Origin of the sequence: Halomonas beimenensis (assembly GCF_002549795.1) — a bacterium.
Taxonomy (GTDB): domain Bacteria; phylum Pseudomonadota; class Gammaproteobacteria; order Pseudomonadales; family Halomonadaceae; genus Halomonas; species Halomonas beimenensis.
In genome coordinates this window covers 3,873,121-3,886,589 of record NZ_CP021435.1, presented here as the reverse complement: position 1 = coordinate 3,886,589, position 13,469 = coordinate 3,873,121, and the positions used below count along the sequence as shown (strand labels likewise).

Annotated in this window: 12 protein-coding genes; all 12 read left to right on the top strand. The window is 69.0% G+C overall.

Annotated features, from left to right (window positions below; translation table 11 throughout):
• Nucleotide 1 precedes the first annotated feature (1 nt).
• The 12 genes from fliT to BEI_RS18025 all read left to right on the top strand — a co-directional run bounded on the left by fliT (nt 2) and on the right by BEI_RS18025 (nt 13,468).
• Nucleotides 2-394, top strand: coding sequence for a flagellar protein FliT (gene fliT / locus BEI_RS18080; protein WP_097790806.1), 393 nt, complete (start codon nt 2-4; stop codon nt 392-394).
• Entirely contained in the window at nt 391-1,641 is a 1,251-nt protein-coding gene (fliK, locus tag BEI_RS18075) for a flagellar hook-length control protein FliK (protein WP_097790805.1), read from the top strand. Before fliT ends, fliK begins: the two co-directional genes overlap by 4 nt.
• Nucleotides 1,638-1,916 (top strand): EscU/YscU/HrcU family type III secretion system export apparatus switch protein, encoded by a 279-nt coding sequence (locus BEI_RS18070; protein ID WP_097790804.1) that lies wholly within the window; start codon nt 1,638-1,640, stop codon nt 1,914-1,916. The genes fliK and BEI_RS18070 overlap by 4 nt, the downstream gene beginning before the upstream one ends.
• Nucleotides 1,917-2,225: 309 nt before the next feature.
• Nucleotides 2,226-2,558, top strand: coding sequence for a flagellar transcriptional regulator FlhD (gene flhD / locus BEI_RS18065; protein WP_097790803.1), 333 nt, complete (start codon nt 2,226-2,228; stop codon nt 2,556-2,558).
• Nucleotides 2,548-3,117, top strand: a complete 570-nt coding sequence (gene flhC / locus BEI_RS18060) for a flagellar transcriptional regulator FlhC (protein ID WP_097790802.1) — start codon at nt 2,548-2,550, stop codon at nt 3,115-3,117. Before flhD ends, flhC begins: the two co-directional genes overlap by 11 nt.
• A 124-nt stretch (nt 3,118-3,241) precedes the next feature.
• Nucleotides 3,242-4,114 carry a flagellar motor stator protein MotA gene (gene motA / locus BEI_RS18055; protein WP_097790801.1) on the top strand — a complete coding sequence of 291 codons (873 nt, stop codon included), beginning with the start codon at nt 3,242-3,244 and terminating at the stop codon, nt 4,112-4,114.
• On the top strand, nt 4,111-5,070 hold the full coding sequence (motB, locus tag BEI_RS18050; protein WP_097790800.1) for a flagellar motor protein MotB: 960 nt from the start codon (nt 4,111-4,113) through the stop codon (nt 5,068-5,070). Before motA ends, motB begins: the two co-directional genes overlap by 4 nt.
• A 31-nt stretch (nt 5,071-5,101) precedes the next feature.
• Nucleotides 5,102-7,252, top strand: coding sequence for a chemotaxis protein CheA (gene cheA, locus BEI_RS18045; protein WP_097790799.1), 2,151 nt, complete (start codon nt 5,102-5,104; stop codon nt 7,250-7,252).
• Nucleotides 7,249-7,746, top strand: coding sequence for a chemotaxis protein CheW (gene cheW / locus BEI_RS18040; RefSeq protein WP_097790798.1), 498 nt, complete (start codon nt 7,249-7,251; stop codon nt 7,744-7,746). Before cheA ends, cheW begins: the two co-directional genes overlap by 4 nt.
• Before the next feature lie 41 nt (nt 7,747-7,787).
• Entirely contained in the window at nt 7,788-9,404 is a 1,617-nt protein-coding gene (locus BEI_RS18035; protein WP_097790797.1) for a methyl-accepting chemotaxis protein, read from the top strand.
• Nucleotides 9,405-9,462: 58 nt separating this feature from the next.
• Entirely contained in the window at nt 9,463-11,202 is a 1,740-nt protein-coding gene (locus BEI_RS18030; RefSeq protein ID WP_275539479.1) for a methyl-accepting chemotaxis protein, read from the top strand.
• Between the two features lie 91 nt (nt 11,203-11,293).
• Nucleotides 11,294-13,468 (top strand): methyl-accepting chemotaxis protein, encoded by a 2,175-nt coding sequence (locus tag BEI_RS18025; RefSeq protein WP_097790796.1) that lies wholly within the window; start codon nt 11,294-11,296, stop codon nt 13,466-13,468.
• The last annotated feature ends 1 nt before the right edge of the window (nt 13,469 follow it).

The following is a 13,469-nucleotide window of genomic DNA, read 5'->3' as shown; positions in this document are numbered from 1 at the left end:
CATGTCGGCGAGACAGGAGGAGACGCAGGGAGCGGCAGAGATCATCGCCGGCTACGAGGCCTTGCTCGCGATCAGCGAGGCCATGCTGGCCGCCGCCCGCGACGCCGACTGGCCGACCCTGGTGGAGCAGGAGACGGATTACGTCCGCCGGGTGGAGCGCCTGTCTCGCCTGGATGCCGAGCATCCGCTGGACGAGCATCGGCAGCGGCGCAAGGCCGAGCTGCTGGAGCGCATCCTCGATAACGATCTGGAGGTGCGCCAGCGCCTGATCCGTCGCCGGGACGAGCTGGGCGAGCTGATCGGCACGTCCCGTCGGCAGCGGGACCTGCAGCGCGCCTATGGCAGTGGCCGCGTCCTCGCCGCCGAGGCTCGCTTCGGCCAGGGCTCCTCGTGAGCGGCATTACGCCCCTGATCGATACCCTCCTGCACCAGGTGCTGGGCAAGCGGGCCGACGTGCCGCCGGCCAAGCCCCTGAACCAGCCGGTCAAGCCCACCGCGCCTTCCGAGGCGCCCCGGGCCGTGCACAGCGACTCGCGGCTCGATGCCCGCGCCCCGGCGCCCACCTCGGGGGATGTCGCCAGGGGCCAGTCGCCGGGCACGCGCCCCCTGCCGGTCTCCGCGAACGCCCCGCCCTCGGCCCTGACCCATCTCAGCGGCACGGCGCGCACCATCGGCGATCTGCTGGTGCGCTTTCCCGCCCCTGCCTCGGCGGTCTCGCCCGCCGCCCCCTTGATGGCGGCGGGCGAAACAGCCGCTCCCGCCCTGCTGGCCCAGCGGATCGAGGGCAGCATCCGCGACAGCGGCCTGTTCTACGAGTCGCACCTGGCGCGCTGGTACCAGGGCAAGCTGCCGCCGTCGCAGCTGATGCGCGAGCCACAGATGCTGCGTACCCGGGAGTTCCTCCCGCTTCCCACCAGCCCGGCACAGGGAGCCGTCGTCCCGGGAGGTGGACAGCTGCCGTCCCTGGCCGCGCGGGTCCAGGCCCTCACTCCGCCCGTGCCGTTCCTGCCCCCCGCCCTTCATCCTCGCGGCGAAGGCATGCCGCCGGCGGCTCTCCAGGCAGCGGCTCCTGCCGCGAAGTCGCCGGTCGCCCCCGGTACGCCGACGACGTCCCAGCCGCCGGCCGCCCAGGCCGGTGATCCGGTCGCCCGGGGGGCGGCCGAGGCCGTGCGCGGCCAGGCCCCGGACGCCCCCGTCGAGGGGGGGCGCCTCATGGGGCGCGGGGAGCCGGTCCACGAGAGCCTGCAGAGCCTGGTCCGCCACCAGCTGGAACTGCTGGCCGCGCCCAGCCTGCGCTGGGAGGGTGACGTCTGGTCCGGGCTCTTCATGGCCCTGGTGATCCAGCTGCCCCAGGGGAGGCGCGACGGCCGGGAGGACGACGAGAGCGCCGCCGACCGGGCTCGCGACGAGCAAGGCGGTTGGCGCTCGAATCTGGAGCTGGAGGTGGCAGGCCTGGGGCCGATCAAGGTATCGCTGTACATGAAGGACGAGGCCCTGGATATCGACCTGCGGATTCGGGATGAGGGCATGCTGCCCCGTCTCGAGCATGGTCTCGAGACCCTGCGGCAACGGCTGAGCGGGCATGGCTTCGAGGAGGTGAGATTGCGCCTCGGTCCCATGGCGAGCGAGGAAGCGACATGAGCGAATCCGACCGGCAGGCCCGGCGCCAGGCCGTGGCGTTGGCCTACCAGGAGGCGGAGGGGGCGCCGCGGGTGGTGGCTCAGGGCTATGGCGAGCTCGCCGAGCGCATCGTCGAGGAGGCTCGGCGGCAGGGCGTCCATGTGCATGATGCGCCCGAGCTCGTGGGCCTGCTGATGCAGCTCGACCTGGACGAGGAGATTCCGCCCCGGCTCTATCAGGTCATCGCCGAGCTGCTCGTCTGGGTGCGGGAGATCGCCCAGGGCGACGCCCCATAAATGTAAGTAATTGTATACATATGTAATGATTCGTTATTGTCGCGGCGGGCGAAGGTCCTTTGCTGTGACTGCGTAATCGCTTAATAAGATGTTTTGATGGCGCTTTTTTAGAAAATTGACCTAGATCAAGTTCCCAGCGTTGGCCAGCGTTGGCAAAGGGGTATTGCAACGAATCAGACCCCATAGACAATGTGATGAAAATGAAAACAAGCGCCTGTATGTTGTGCTTTTCGTGACATCGGGCCTTCGCCCCGACGAGCACGGCGCCAAGACCGTGACGTGTAAATAATTCAATAATAGCAGGGAATTATGACTACCAATCCGCATGTCGACGAGATTCGGGAGATGAATCTCGCCTACCTTCTGCTCGCCCAGCGGTTGCTCAACGGCGACCGGGTCGAGGCCATGTTCCGCCTCAAGGTCGACGAGGAGATGGCCGATCTGCTGGCATCATTGAATGCCCAGCAGCTGGCCCGGCTGGCCAACACCAACCAGCTCCTCTGTCACTTCGGTGGGGAGAGTGCCGAGCAGCTCCGCCAGGTGGCCGACAACCCCCGGGACCAGGGGCTGGCCCATTTCCACTCCTCGCTGCTGATGGCGTCCCGCTCCATGCTGTCTCAGGGAGGCGAGCATGTCGGCTAAGAGTCTGCTGGACGAGCTGCAACAGGTGCAGCTCGCCATCGAGCTGATCGAGCTCGGGGCCCGCCTCCAGGTGCTCGAGACCGAGACCGACCTCAGCCGTGCCCGCCTCATCCGGCTATTCAAGGAGGTACGTGGCATGTCGCCGCCCAAGGGCATGCTGCCGTTCTCCACGGACTGGTTCATCACCTGGATGCCCAACATCCATTCATCGCTGTTTTACAACGTCTACCGCCGGCTGCTCGAGGACCACGGCTGCGAGCGCATGGAGGCCTTCATCAAGGCCTATCGGCTGTACCTGGAGCAGGTGGCCATCGACGACGGCGAGGCGGTGCTGGGGCTGACCCGGGCCTGGACCCTGGTGCGCTTCTTCGAGAGCGAGCAGCTCCAGCTCTCCGAGTGCGGGCGCTGTCGCGGCCACTTCGTGGCCCATGCCCACAGCCCCACCCATGACTATGTCTGCGGCATCTGCCAGCCCCCCTCCCGGGCCGGCAAGACCCGCAAGCGTCGGGCCTCGGCCCAGGCGAAGGGGCCCTCCCTCGTCGCGGCACGCCAGGCATGAGCCTGCGCCGGGAGGGACTCCTCCCGGCGCCAACTTTCTCCCCCCTCGACCCTCAAGTCCTGCCCCTCACCGGCCGATAACCCTCTCAGTCGCGTCACTCACGTTACGGGAAAGGATATCGATCGTGCTGATCGCCATTGGTTACCTGATCGTCCTGTTGTCGGTCTTCGGCGGCTTCGTGCTGGCCGGGGGGCACCTGGGCCCGCTCTTCCAGCCCTTCGAGCTGCTGATGATCGGGGGCGCCGGACTCGGTGCCTTCATCGCCGCCAACAACGGCAAGGCCCTCAAGGCGTCCTTCCGTATCTTTTCCCGGCTACGCCGTTCCAAGAAGTACGACAAGGCCCTGTACCTGGAGCTGATGGCGCTGCAGTACAAGATCCTGGCCAAGATCCGTCGCGACGGCATGCTCGGCATCGAACGCGACATCGACAATCCGCAGGAGAGTGCGCTCTTCAACGAGCATCCCAGGGTGCTCGCCGACCCCATGATCATGGCCTTTCTCACCGACTACCTGCGGTTGATGGTCAGCGGCAGCATGGATCCCATGGAGATCGACGAACTCATGCTCCATGAGATCGAGGCCTTCGAGCAGGAGGCCCATGTGCCGATCGATGCCATCCACAAGGTCGGCGATGCCATGCCGGCCTTCGGCATCGTCGCCGCCGTGATGGGGGTGGTGAAGGCCTTGAGCGCCGCCGATGCCAGCCCGGACCAGCTGGGCACCATGATCGCCCACGCGCTGGTCGGCACCTTCCTCGGCATCCTGCTCGGCTACGGCTTCATCCTGCCGCTGTCCAGCCGCATCGAGCGCCAGGCCAAGGAAGCCGAGAAGATGCTCCAGTGCATCCGCGTGACCCTGCTGGCGAGCCTGCACGGCTATGCCCCCCAGCTCGCCGTGGAGTTCGGCCGCAAGGCGGTGCATACCGCCGACCGCCCCGGTTTCAGCGAGCTGGAGGAGTACGTGCGTGAATCCAAGGCCGGCGTGGGGAGCGCATGAGCCAGGGGGATAACCGGCGGCCGATCGTCATCCGGCGCAAGAAGGTCGTCAAGGCCCATCACGGCGGCAGCTGGAAGATCGCCCTGGCGGACTTCATGACCGCCCTGATGGCGCTCTTCCTGGTGCTGTGGATCCTGTCCCAGGCCGGAGGCGAGGGGCGCGCGCAGGTGGCGGAATACTTCAGCACGCCCCTGGTGGCGGCGATCGCCGGCGGCGACAGCCAGGCCATGAGCGAGAACGTCATCCCGGGGGGCGGCCCCGATCCGATGTTCACCGACGGCGAGCGGGCGCGCATCGACCTGCGCCAGCGCACCCGGCCCAGCGAGCGCCAGCGACGCGCCTTCCGCGACCTGCAGGCGCGCATCGAGGCGGCGATCGAGGCCGATCCGGACCTCAAGGAGCTGCGCGACCAGCTGCGCTTCGACATGACCCCCGAGGGGCTGCGCATCCAGCTGCTCGATACCGAGCAGCGGCCGATGTTCGAGCTGGGCAGCGACCAGGTGGCGCCCTACATGCGGGACCTGCTGCGCCTGATCGCGCCGCTGCTCAACGAGCTGCCCAACGACCTGAGCATCAGCGGCCACACCGACAGCCTGGCCTATCTCAACGGCTACCGGGGCTACAGCAACTGGGAACTGTCCACCGACCGGGCCAACGCCTCGCGGCGCGAGCTGGTCGCCGGCGGGCTGGACACCGGCAAGCTGCTTCGGGTGGCCGGCTTCGCCGACCAGGTGGTGATGCCGGACACCGAGTCCAGCGACCCGATCAACCGGCGCATCGAGCTGCTGGTGCTGTTCGAGGAAGTCGCCGAGCGCATCCGCTCGCCGCGGATCGTCGACGGGGTCGGACTGCCGTCGACCCTGGGGCGAGGTAACCGCCCGCCGTCGGGCACTGCGCCGCTGGAACGCTTCAACGACAGCCTGAGCGAGGCCTTGGGCCCGGACGCATCGCCCTGAGGGGCCACAATCATCCAGGGTGGGGAAACGCATGGATATCACCGATTTCTATGACACCTTCTTCGAGGAAGCCGAGGAGCTGCTGGCCGACATGGAGCGCCATCTCCTCGAGCTCGATGTCGAGGAACCGGACGCGGAGCAGCTCAATGCCATCTTCCGTGCGGCGCATTCCATCAAGGGAGGCGCCGGCACCTTCGGCTTCGACGTCCTGCAGAAGACCACGCATCTCTTCGAGAACCTGCTGGATCACACCCGCAAGGGCGAGCTGACCCTGCGCCGGGATATCGTCGACACCTTTCTGGAAACCAAGGACATGCTGCACGACCAGCTGGACGCCTACCGCAACGACGAAGCGCCCGACCAGGAGGCCTTCGAGCGCATCTGCCAGACCCTGCAACAGCTGGCGCTGGAGGAGATCGGCCAGGAGCTGGAGGGTGCCGGCGACACCCCGGGTGCCGCCGGGGCCGCTGCCCCGAAGCCCGAGCCGATCCCTGAGCCGGCTCCCGAGCCCGAGCCGGCCGCCGGCGAGGCGGCCACGGGCTCGACCCGCCTGACGGTGTCCCTGCTGGGGGTCGGCGACAAGGACCGCGGCCTGCTGGTGGAGGAGCTGGAGCAGCTCGGGGAGATCCAGGCCCAGGAGGGCGATGCGGCCTGCTACCGGGTGACCCTGACCACCTCGGCCGCCGCCGAGGACATCGAGGCGGTGATGTGCTTCATCGTCGAGCCCGAGCAGTTGAAGATCGAGCCGGTCGGGGAAGCGACGACCGGCGCTGCGGCGGCCGCCGAACCCGCCCGGGCCCCGCAGGACGCCGAGCCCGAGGCCCCGCCGGCCCCCGCCGAAGCCCCGAAGCCGGCCACCGAGGCCCCGAAGCCCACCGCCGAGGCTCCCGAGCCGGCCGACAAGCCCAAGGCCAGGAAAGCCAAGAAGGCCAAGGCCGGCGGTGGCGAGTCGACCTCCATCCGCGTCTCCGTGGAGAAGGTCGACCAGATCATCAACCTGGTCGGCGAGCTGATCATCACCCAGTCGATGCTCGACCAGACCGTCAGCGAGCTGGACAACGTCAACCACAGCGGCCTGCACAACGGCATGAACCTGCTGCAGCGCAACGCCCGGGATCTCCAGGAAGCGGTGATGTCGGTGCGCATGATCCCCATGGACTTCGTGTTCAGCCGCTTCCCGCGCGTGGTGCGCGAGACCGCCGGCAAGCTCGGCAAGGAGATCGAGCTGGTCACCGAGGGGGCGGCCACCGAACTCGACAAGAGCCTCACCGAGCGCATCATCGACCCGCTCACCCACCTGGTGCGCAACAGCCTGGACCACGGCATCGAGGCCCCCGACGTGCGCGAGGCCGCCGGCAAGCCGCGCACCGGGCGCCTGACCCTCTCCGCCCAGCACCAGGGCGGCAACATCCTGATCGAGGTGAGCGACGACGGCGGCGGCCTGAACCGGGAGAAGATCCTCGCCAAGGCGCGGGAAAGCGAGCTCAACGTTTCCGACAGCATGAGCGACGACGAGGTCTGGCAGCTGATCTTCGCGCCGGGCTTCTCCACCGCCCAGGAGGTCAGCGACGTCTCCGGGCGCGGCGTGGGCATGGATGTGGTCAAGCGCAACATCCAGGGCATGGGCGGCAACGTGCAGATCATGTCCAAGCCCGGCGAGGGGACCACCATCCGGATCGTGCTGCCGCTGACGCTCGCCATCCTGGACGGCATGTCGATCAAGGTCGGCGAGGAGGTCTTCATCCTGCCCCTCTCGGCGGTGCTGGAGTCGCTGCAGCCGTCCAAGGAGGACCTCTACGCCATGGCCGGCGACGACGTGGTGCTCAAGGTGCGCGACGAGTACCTGCCGGTGGTGCCCGTCCACGAGGCACTGGACGTGACCGGCGCGCGCACCGAGCTCGACGAGACGATCGCCGTGATCGTTCAGGGCGAGGGCCGCCGCTATGCCCTGCTGGTGGACGAACTGGTCGGCCAGCAGCAGGTGGTGGTGAAGAACCTCGAGACCAACTACCGCAAGGTGCCCGGCGTCTCGGCGGCGACCATCCTGGGCGACGGCAGCGTGGCCCTGATCCTCGACATCACCGACCTGCATCGCCTCAACCGCTCCAAGAAGGAAGCGCGGCGCGGCCAGCGCGCCGCCGCCCCCACGACCCTTACCCGCAAGGAGGTAGAGCCGTCATGACCACCCCGACCACCGAGGCCGCCCTGGCCGCCACCGAGGATCAGAACCGCGAGTTCCTGGTGTTCTCCCTGGGGGACGAGGAGTACGCCATCGACATCCTCAAGGTGCAGGAGATCCGCGGCTACGAGAACGTCACCCGCATCGCCAACGCCCCGGAGTTCATCAAGGGGGTGACCAACCTGCGCGGCGTGATCGTGCCCATCGTCGACCTGCGCATCAAGTTCCACCTGGACAAGGTCGAGTACGGCGGCCAGACCGTGGTGATCGTGCTCAACGTCGGCGAGCGCATCGTCGGCATCGTGGTCGATGGCGTCTCCGACGTCATGACCCTGACCCCGGAGCAGATCAAGCCGGCCCCGGAGTTCGGCGTGACCCTCTCCTCCGATTACCTCAGCGGCCTGGGCAGTCTCGAGGACCGCATGCTGGTGCTGGTCGACATCGACAAGCTGCTGACCAGCCAGGAGATGGCCCTGGTCGACTCGGTGGGCGAATAACCCCGCCGAGCCCGATACCCACGACCCATGCGAGGTGAAGCGTGCGCCAACTGACAACCACACAAAAACTCTGGGCCTCCCTCGGACTCATCTGGCTGGCCATGGTGCTGATGGTGGCCTGGGGAGCCTGGGACAACCGCCAGACCATGCTCGAGGAGCGCCGGGACGCCCTCCAGGACTACGTCGCCCTGGCCAAGAGCGTGATCGCCGGCCAGGCCGAGCGGGCCGAGGCCGGGGAGATCGGCGTCGAGCAGGCCAGGGAAAGGGCCGCCGCCATCATCAAGGGCATGCAGTACGACGGGGGGCGCGGCTACCTCTACGTCTTCAACGACGACTTCGAGCTGCTCAGCCACCCGCGGCTGCCGGTGGGCACCGAGGTCGGCGATTTCCAGAACGTCGAGGACCGCTACCTCTTCCGGGAGTTCGCCGAGGACGTCGCCTCCGACGACGGCTACGTCGACTACCTCTGGCCCCACGAGGAGGGCAGCGAGCCCTCGCCCAAGTCCTCCTACCACGAGCGCTATGCGCCCTGGGGCTGGACCATCGGCACCGGCGTCTACATCGACGACATCGACGCCGCCTTCGTGGCCTCGCTGACCGGCAGCCTGCTGGCGCTGCTGGTGATCGGCATCCCGGTGAGCCTGGTGATGGGGCTGGTGATCCGCGGCGTGACCCGCGCCCTGGGGGGCGATCCCCGCTACGCCGCCGAGTCGGTGCGTGCCATCGCCGACGGCGACCTGACCCGGGAAGTGCGGGTCCGGAAGGGCGACGAGGGCAGCCTGCTGTTCGACATCGAGCGCATGCGTCGGGCCCTGGCCACCACCATCGGCGACATCCATCGCGACACCTCGGCGGTGAACGACGAGGTCGAGTCGCTGGGCGAGGGCAACGACGAGCTGGCCACCCGCACCGAACAGCAGGCCTCGGCGCTGGCAGAGACCGCCTCGAGCATGGAGGAACTCACCACCACGGTGGGCCACAACGCCGAGCACGCGGACACGGCCCGGGAGGTGGCCAGCGAGACGGCCGCCAATGCCGCCCGCGGACGCAAGGCCATGGAGGACGTGGTGGCCTCGATCAACGAGATCAACGACAGCGCCGCCCAGATGAACACCATCGTCGACACCATCGACGCCATCGCTTTCCAGACCAACATCCTGGCGCTCAATGCCTCGGTGGAGGCGGCCCGGGCCGGGGAGCACGGCCGTGGCTTCGCCGTGGTCGCCGAGGAGGTGCGCAAGCTGGCCAGCCGCTCGGCCTCGGCGACCCAGGAGATCAAGGCGCTCATCGAGCGTTCCGACGGCAAGGTCGTGGAGGGCAGCCGGCTGGTCAAGGAGACCGACGAGATCATCGCCGGCATGGCCAGCGACATCCACAAGCTCAGCGGCCTGGTGGACGAGATCTCCACCGCCACCCGCGAGCAGAGCCAGGGCATCGAGCAGGTCGGGGTCGCCGTGACGCAGATGGATCGCATGACCCAGCAGAACGCCGGCCTGGTGGAAGGCAACACCAACGCGTCCCGGCGCCTGGTGGCCCGCGCCCAGCACCTGCGCGAACGGGTGGCGCACTTCCAGCTCGCCAGCCGGCCCGGCGCTCCGGCCCCGGCGGCCCTGCCGGCCGGCCAGGAAGCCGAGGCGTGGGAGCCGGCCGAGGCCTGAGTCGTCATCCAACCGATCACCGGGGCGGCCGGCGCCGCCTCCTGACAGGGAGAATCCTGTGAAGCTTCTCGACAACATGACCGTCCGGGTCAGCTGGAGCCTGGTGCTGGCGGTCTTCGCCATCCTGGTGATGATCCTCAGCGGCCTGGGGCTCTACACGGTGCGCTACAGCGAGGAGTCGCTGCGCACCCTCAACCAGGTCAACGTCGATCAGCAGTCCGCCCTCAACCGGACCAACTCGCAGATGCTGTTCGCCCAGATGGAGCTGCGCAACCTCCACGCCCGCCTGGTGGAGGCCGTCTGGCCGGATGATCGCGAGGCGGTCAAGGCCGAGGCCGAGGCGATGGCCGGCACCCTCGACGAGATCGAGGCGACCTTCGAGGAGTTCCTGGCCCTGCCCCGCCAGGACGGCCAGGCGGCACTGATCGAGCCTCTCGAGGAGAGCTTCACGGCGCTGATGAGCGAGGGCCTGCGTCCCCAGCGACAGGCCCTGGCGGAGGGCAGCGCCCAGGCCTTCTCGGACCTCCACGAGGACGTGGAGCGCCTGACCCAGGTGTTCTACGACGAGGCGGTGACCTTCTTCCGCGATGCCGAGGACAACGGGCATGACCTGTACGTCGGCTTCTTCGACAAGGTGGGCCTGCTGCAGGGCCTGATGATCGCCGCCCTGGTGGTCGCCGCCCTGACCATTGCCGTGGTGCTGTGGGGCGTGACCGTCAACGTCATCCGCCCGCTGGGCCGCCTGGTGGGCTACTTCGAGCGCATGGAGCAGGGCGACCTGGCCCAGGACATCCCGCGGCTCGGCAACAACGAGATCGGGCGCCTCTACGGCTCCCTGGCCCAGATGCAGCAGGGCCTGGCCGAGACGGTGGGCAGCGTTCGCGCCTCGAGCGACTCCATCTACCAGGGCACCCAGAGCATCGCCAGCGGCAACAACGACCTCTCGTCGCGCACCGAGCAGCAGGCCGCCTCCCTCCAGGAGACCGCCTCCAGCATGGAGGAGCTGTCCTCCACCGTGGGCCAGAACGCCGAGAACGCCCAGCAGGCCAGCCAGCTGGCCGCCGAGGCCTCGCGCACCGCCCAGCAGGGCGGCGAGGTGGTCGGCGAGGTGGTGACCACCATGCACGAGATCAGCCGGGGCTCCCACCGGGTGGCCGAGATCATCGGCACCATCGACTCGATCGCCTTCCAGACCAACATCCTGGCGCTCAACGCCTCGGTGGAGGCGGCCCGGGCCGGCGAGCACGGCCGCGGCTTCGCGGTGGTCGCCCAGGAGGTGCGCAACCTGGCCAGCCGCAGCGCGGACGCGGCCAGCGAGATCCGTACCCTCATCGAGTCCTCGGTGAGCCAGGTCGAGGCCGGCACCGCCCGCGTCGACCAGGCCGGCCGGACCATGGAGGAGATCGTCGCCGCCGTGCAGCGGGTCAGCGACATCATGGACGAGATCGCCGCCGCCTCCACCGAACAGAGCAACGGCATCTCCCAGGTCAACGACGCCGTCACCCAGATGGATCAGGTCACCCAGCAGAACGCGACCCTGGTCCAGCAGGCCGCCAGCGCCGCGACCCAGTTGGAGGCCGAGGCCGGCCGCCTGCGCGACGTCACCCGCCGCTTCCAGCTCAAGGAGGGAGCCGCCGCCCCGCGCCTCGGGTCCCGGGGCGGCGATGCCTCGAGCGACGCCGACCTGGCGCGCTGGATGCCGTCGCTGGTCGCGGCCCCGGCATCGGGCAAGACGCCCGCCAAGGCCGCCGACACCGGCCGCCCGGAGGCCCCCGAGGACGACTGGGAATCCTTCTGACCCCAGCATAGGGCGCCGGCCGGGGGGGCGGCGCCATCCCGCAACAACACCGACAAGCGGCCACCCCATGCCGCGGCAGGGAAAGGACGATATGCGCAATAATCAACCGGTCACCCAGCGTGAATACGAGCTCCACGAGGATCACTTCCTGATCTCGCGTACCGACCTCAAGGGGCGGATCACCTACGCCAACCCGGCCTTCGTCGAGGTCAGCGGCTTCGGTCGCGAAGAGCTGGTCGGCGCACCCCACAACCTGGTGCGCCACCCCGACATGCCGCCGGCAGCCTTCCAGGACCTCTGGGACACCCTGCAGGCCGGGGAGTCCTGGCAGGGCCTGGTCAAGAACCGCCGCAAGAACGGCGACCACTACTGGGTCAATGCCAGCGTCTCGCCGATTATCGAGGACGGCGAGGTGGTCGGCTATGCCTCCATGCGCACCAGGGCCGAGCGGGCGGATATCGAGCTGGCCGAGGCGGTCTATGCGCGGATGCGCGAAGGCCAGAAGAGCGGCTACACCCTGAATCGCGGGCAGCTGGAGCGCCGCGGCCTGGTCGGCCGACTCGGCCGGATGAGCCTGCGCACCATGCGCGCCAAGATCGTGGCCATGGTGCTGGTGGCCGGCGTGCTGCTGGCCACGGCCGGGGGTCTGGGCCTGTTCGGCCTGGATGCCGCCGGGGATCGGCTGCAGGCGCTCAATAGCGACGGCCTGCAGGACGTGGCCCGACTGCAGCAGATCGACCAGGTGGTGACCCAGAGCCACCAGGCCCTGACCAGCCGCGAGCCCTTCCAGCTGATCAACGAGCGGGAGGAAGTGGTCGCCCAGCTCGAGGAGGCGGACGCCCGCCTGGAGACCCTCTGGACGCGCTATCGGGATCGCGACCTCAACCATACCGAGGCCGCCGACGCCTTCGCCGAGCGGCTCGGCAACTATCGCGAGGCGGGACTCGAGCACGCCCTGACGCTGATGAAGGCCGACGACAACTTCAAGGTATTCTCCGAGCTGCCGCCCCATGCCCAGCAGATGCGCGACTGGGGCAACGGCCTGTCGTCCCGGGTCAATGACCTGATCGCCGCCAAGCAGCAGGCGGCCAGCGCCCTCGCCGGCGAGGCCCGGGAGGCCCAGCGGCGCATGACCCTGATCCTGGCCGCCATGCTCGGTGCCGGCCTGCTGGTGCTGGGCGGCCTGGGCCTGGTGATGCTGCGCGCCCTGCAGCGTCCGCTGCGCGACGCCGAGCATTTCACCCTGCAGATCGCCTCGGGCAACCTGGCCGCCACCGCGCCGCGCCGCCAGCGTGACGAGGTCGGTCGCATGCTCGGCGCCCTGGACCTGATGCGCAAGAGCCTCGGCAGCATCGTCGGCGACGTCAACGACGGCGTCGGCCGCGTGGCCCCGGCGGCCCGGGACATCGCCTCCGGCAACGAGGAGCTCGCCTCGCGCACCGAGCAGCAGGCCGCTTCCCTGCAGCAGACCGCCTCCAGCATGGAGGAGATGACCACCACGGTGCAGCACAACTCCGACAATGCCCGTCAGGCCAGCGGCCTGGCCTCGGACAACGCCACCCGCACCCAGGAGGCCGGCGAGCTGATGCAGCAGCTGGTCGGCACCATGGGCGAGATCACCGACGGCTCGAAGAAGATGACCGAGATCATCGACGTCATCGACTCGATCGCCTTCCAGACCAATATCCTGGCGCTCAATGCCTCGGTGGAGGCGGCCCGGGCCGGCGAGCAGGGCCGCGGCTTCGCGGTGGTGGCCGGCGAGGTCCGCAACCTGGCCGGCCGTTCGGCGTCCGCCGCCCAGGAGATCAAGGCGCTGATCGACGGCTCCGCCCGGCAGATCGACGGCGGCGCCGAGCTGGTGAAGCGCGCCGAGGCCTCGCTCGGCGAGGTGCTCGAGGCCTCGACCCGGGTCAACGACATCATGGGCGAGATCACCGCGGCCTCCGAGGAGCAGAGCAACGGCATCGGCCAGATCAACCAGGCCGTGGTGGAGATGGACCAGGTGACCCAGCAGAACGCGGCCCGGGTGCAGTCCTCGGCCCGCGCGGCGGCCGAGCTCGCCGCCCAGGCCGCCGAGCTGGCCCATGCCGTGGCGGCCTTCCGCCTGCGGGGGGCCGGCCAGGAACGGGCGCCGTCGCTGGCCGAGCGACGCGCCGCCGCGCCCGCCAGGGAGCTGCCCCCGTCATCGTCCGCCCCAGAGCGGCCGGCGTCTTCGGCCATGACCCGCGCATCGGCGCCGGCCGTGGAGGAATGGGAGGAATTCTAAG

Coding starts and splice junctions, on each gene's coding strand:
- BEI_RS18070 (WP_097790804.1), top strand. CDS start 1,638: ATGAGCGAATCCGACCGGCAGGCCCGGCGCCAGGCCGTGGCGTTGGCC.
- flhD (WP_097790803.1), top strand. CDS start 2,226: ATGACTACCAATCCGCATGTCGACGAGATTCGGGAGATGAATCTCGCC.
- BEI_RS18025 (WP_097790796.1), top strand. CDS start 11,294: ATGCGCAATAATCAACCGGTCACCCAGCGTGAATACGAGCTCCACGAG.
- fliT (WP_097790806.1), top strand. CDS start 2: ATGTCGGCGAGACAGGAGGAGACGCAGGGAGCGGCAGAGATCATCGCC.
- cheA (WP_097790799.1), top strand. CDS start 5,102: ATGGATATCACCGATTTCTATGACACCTTCTTCGAGGAAGCCGAGGAG.
- flhC (WP_097790802.1), top strand. CDS start 2,548: ATGTCGGCTAAGAGTCTGCTGGACGAGCTGCAACAGGTGCAGCTCGCC.
- motB (WP_097790800.1), top strand. CDS start 4,111: ATGAGCCAGGGGGATAACCGGCGGCCGATCGTCATCCGGCGCAAGAAG.
- cheW (WP_097790798.1), top strand. CDS start 7,249: ATGACCACCCCGACCACCGAGGCCGCCCTGGCCGCCACCGAGGATCAG.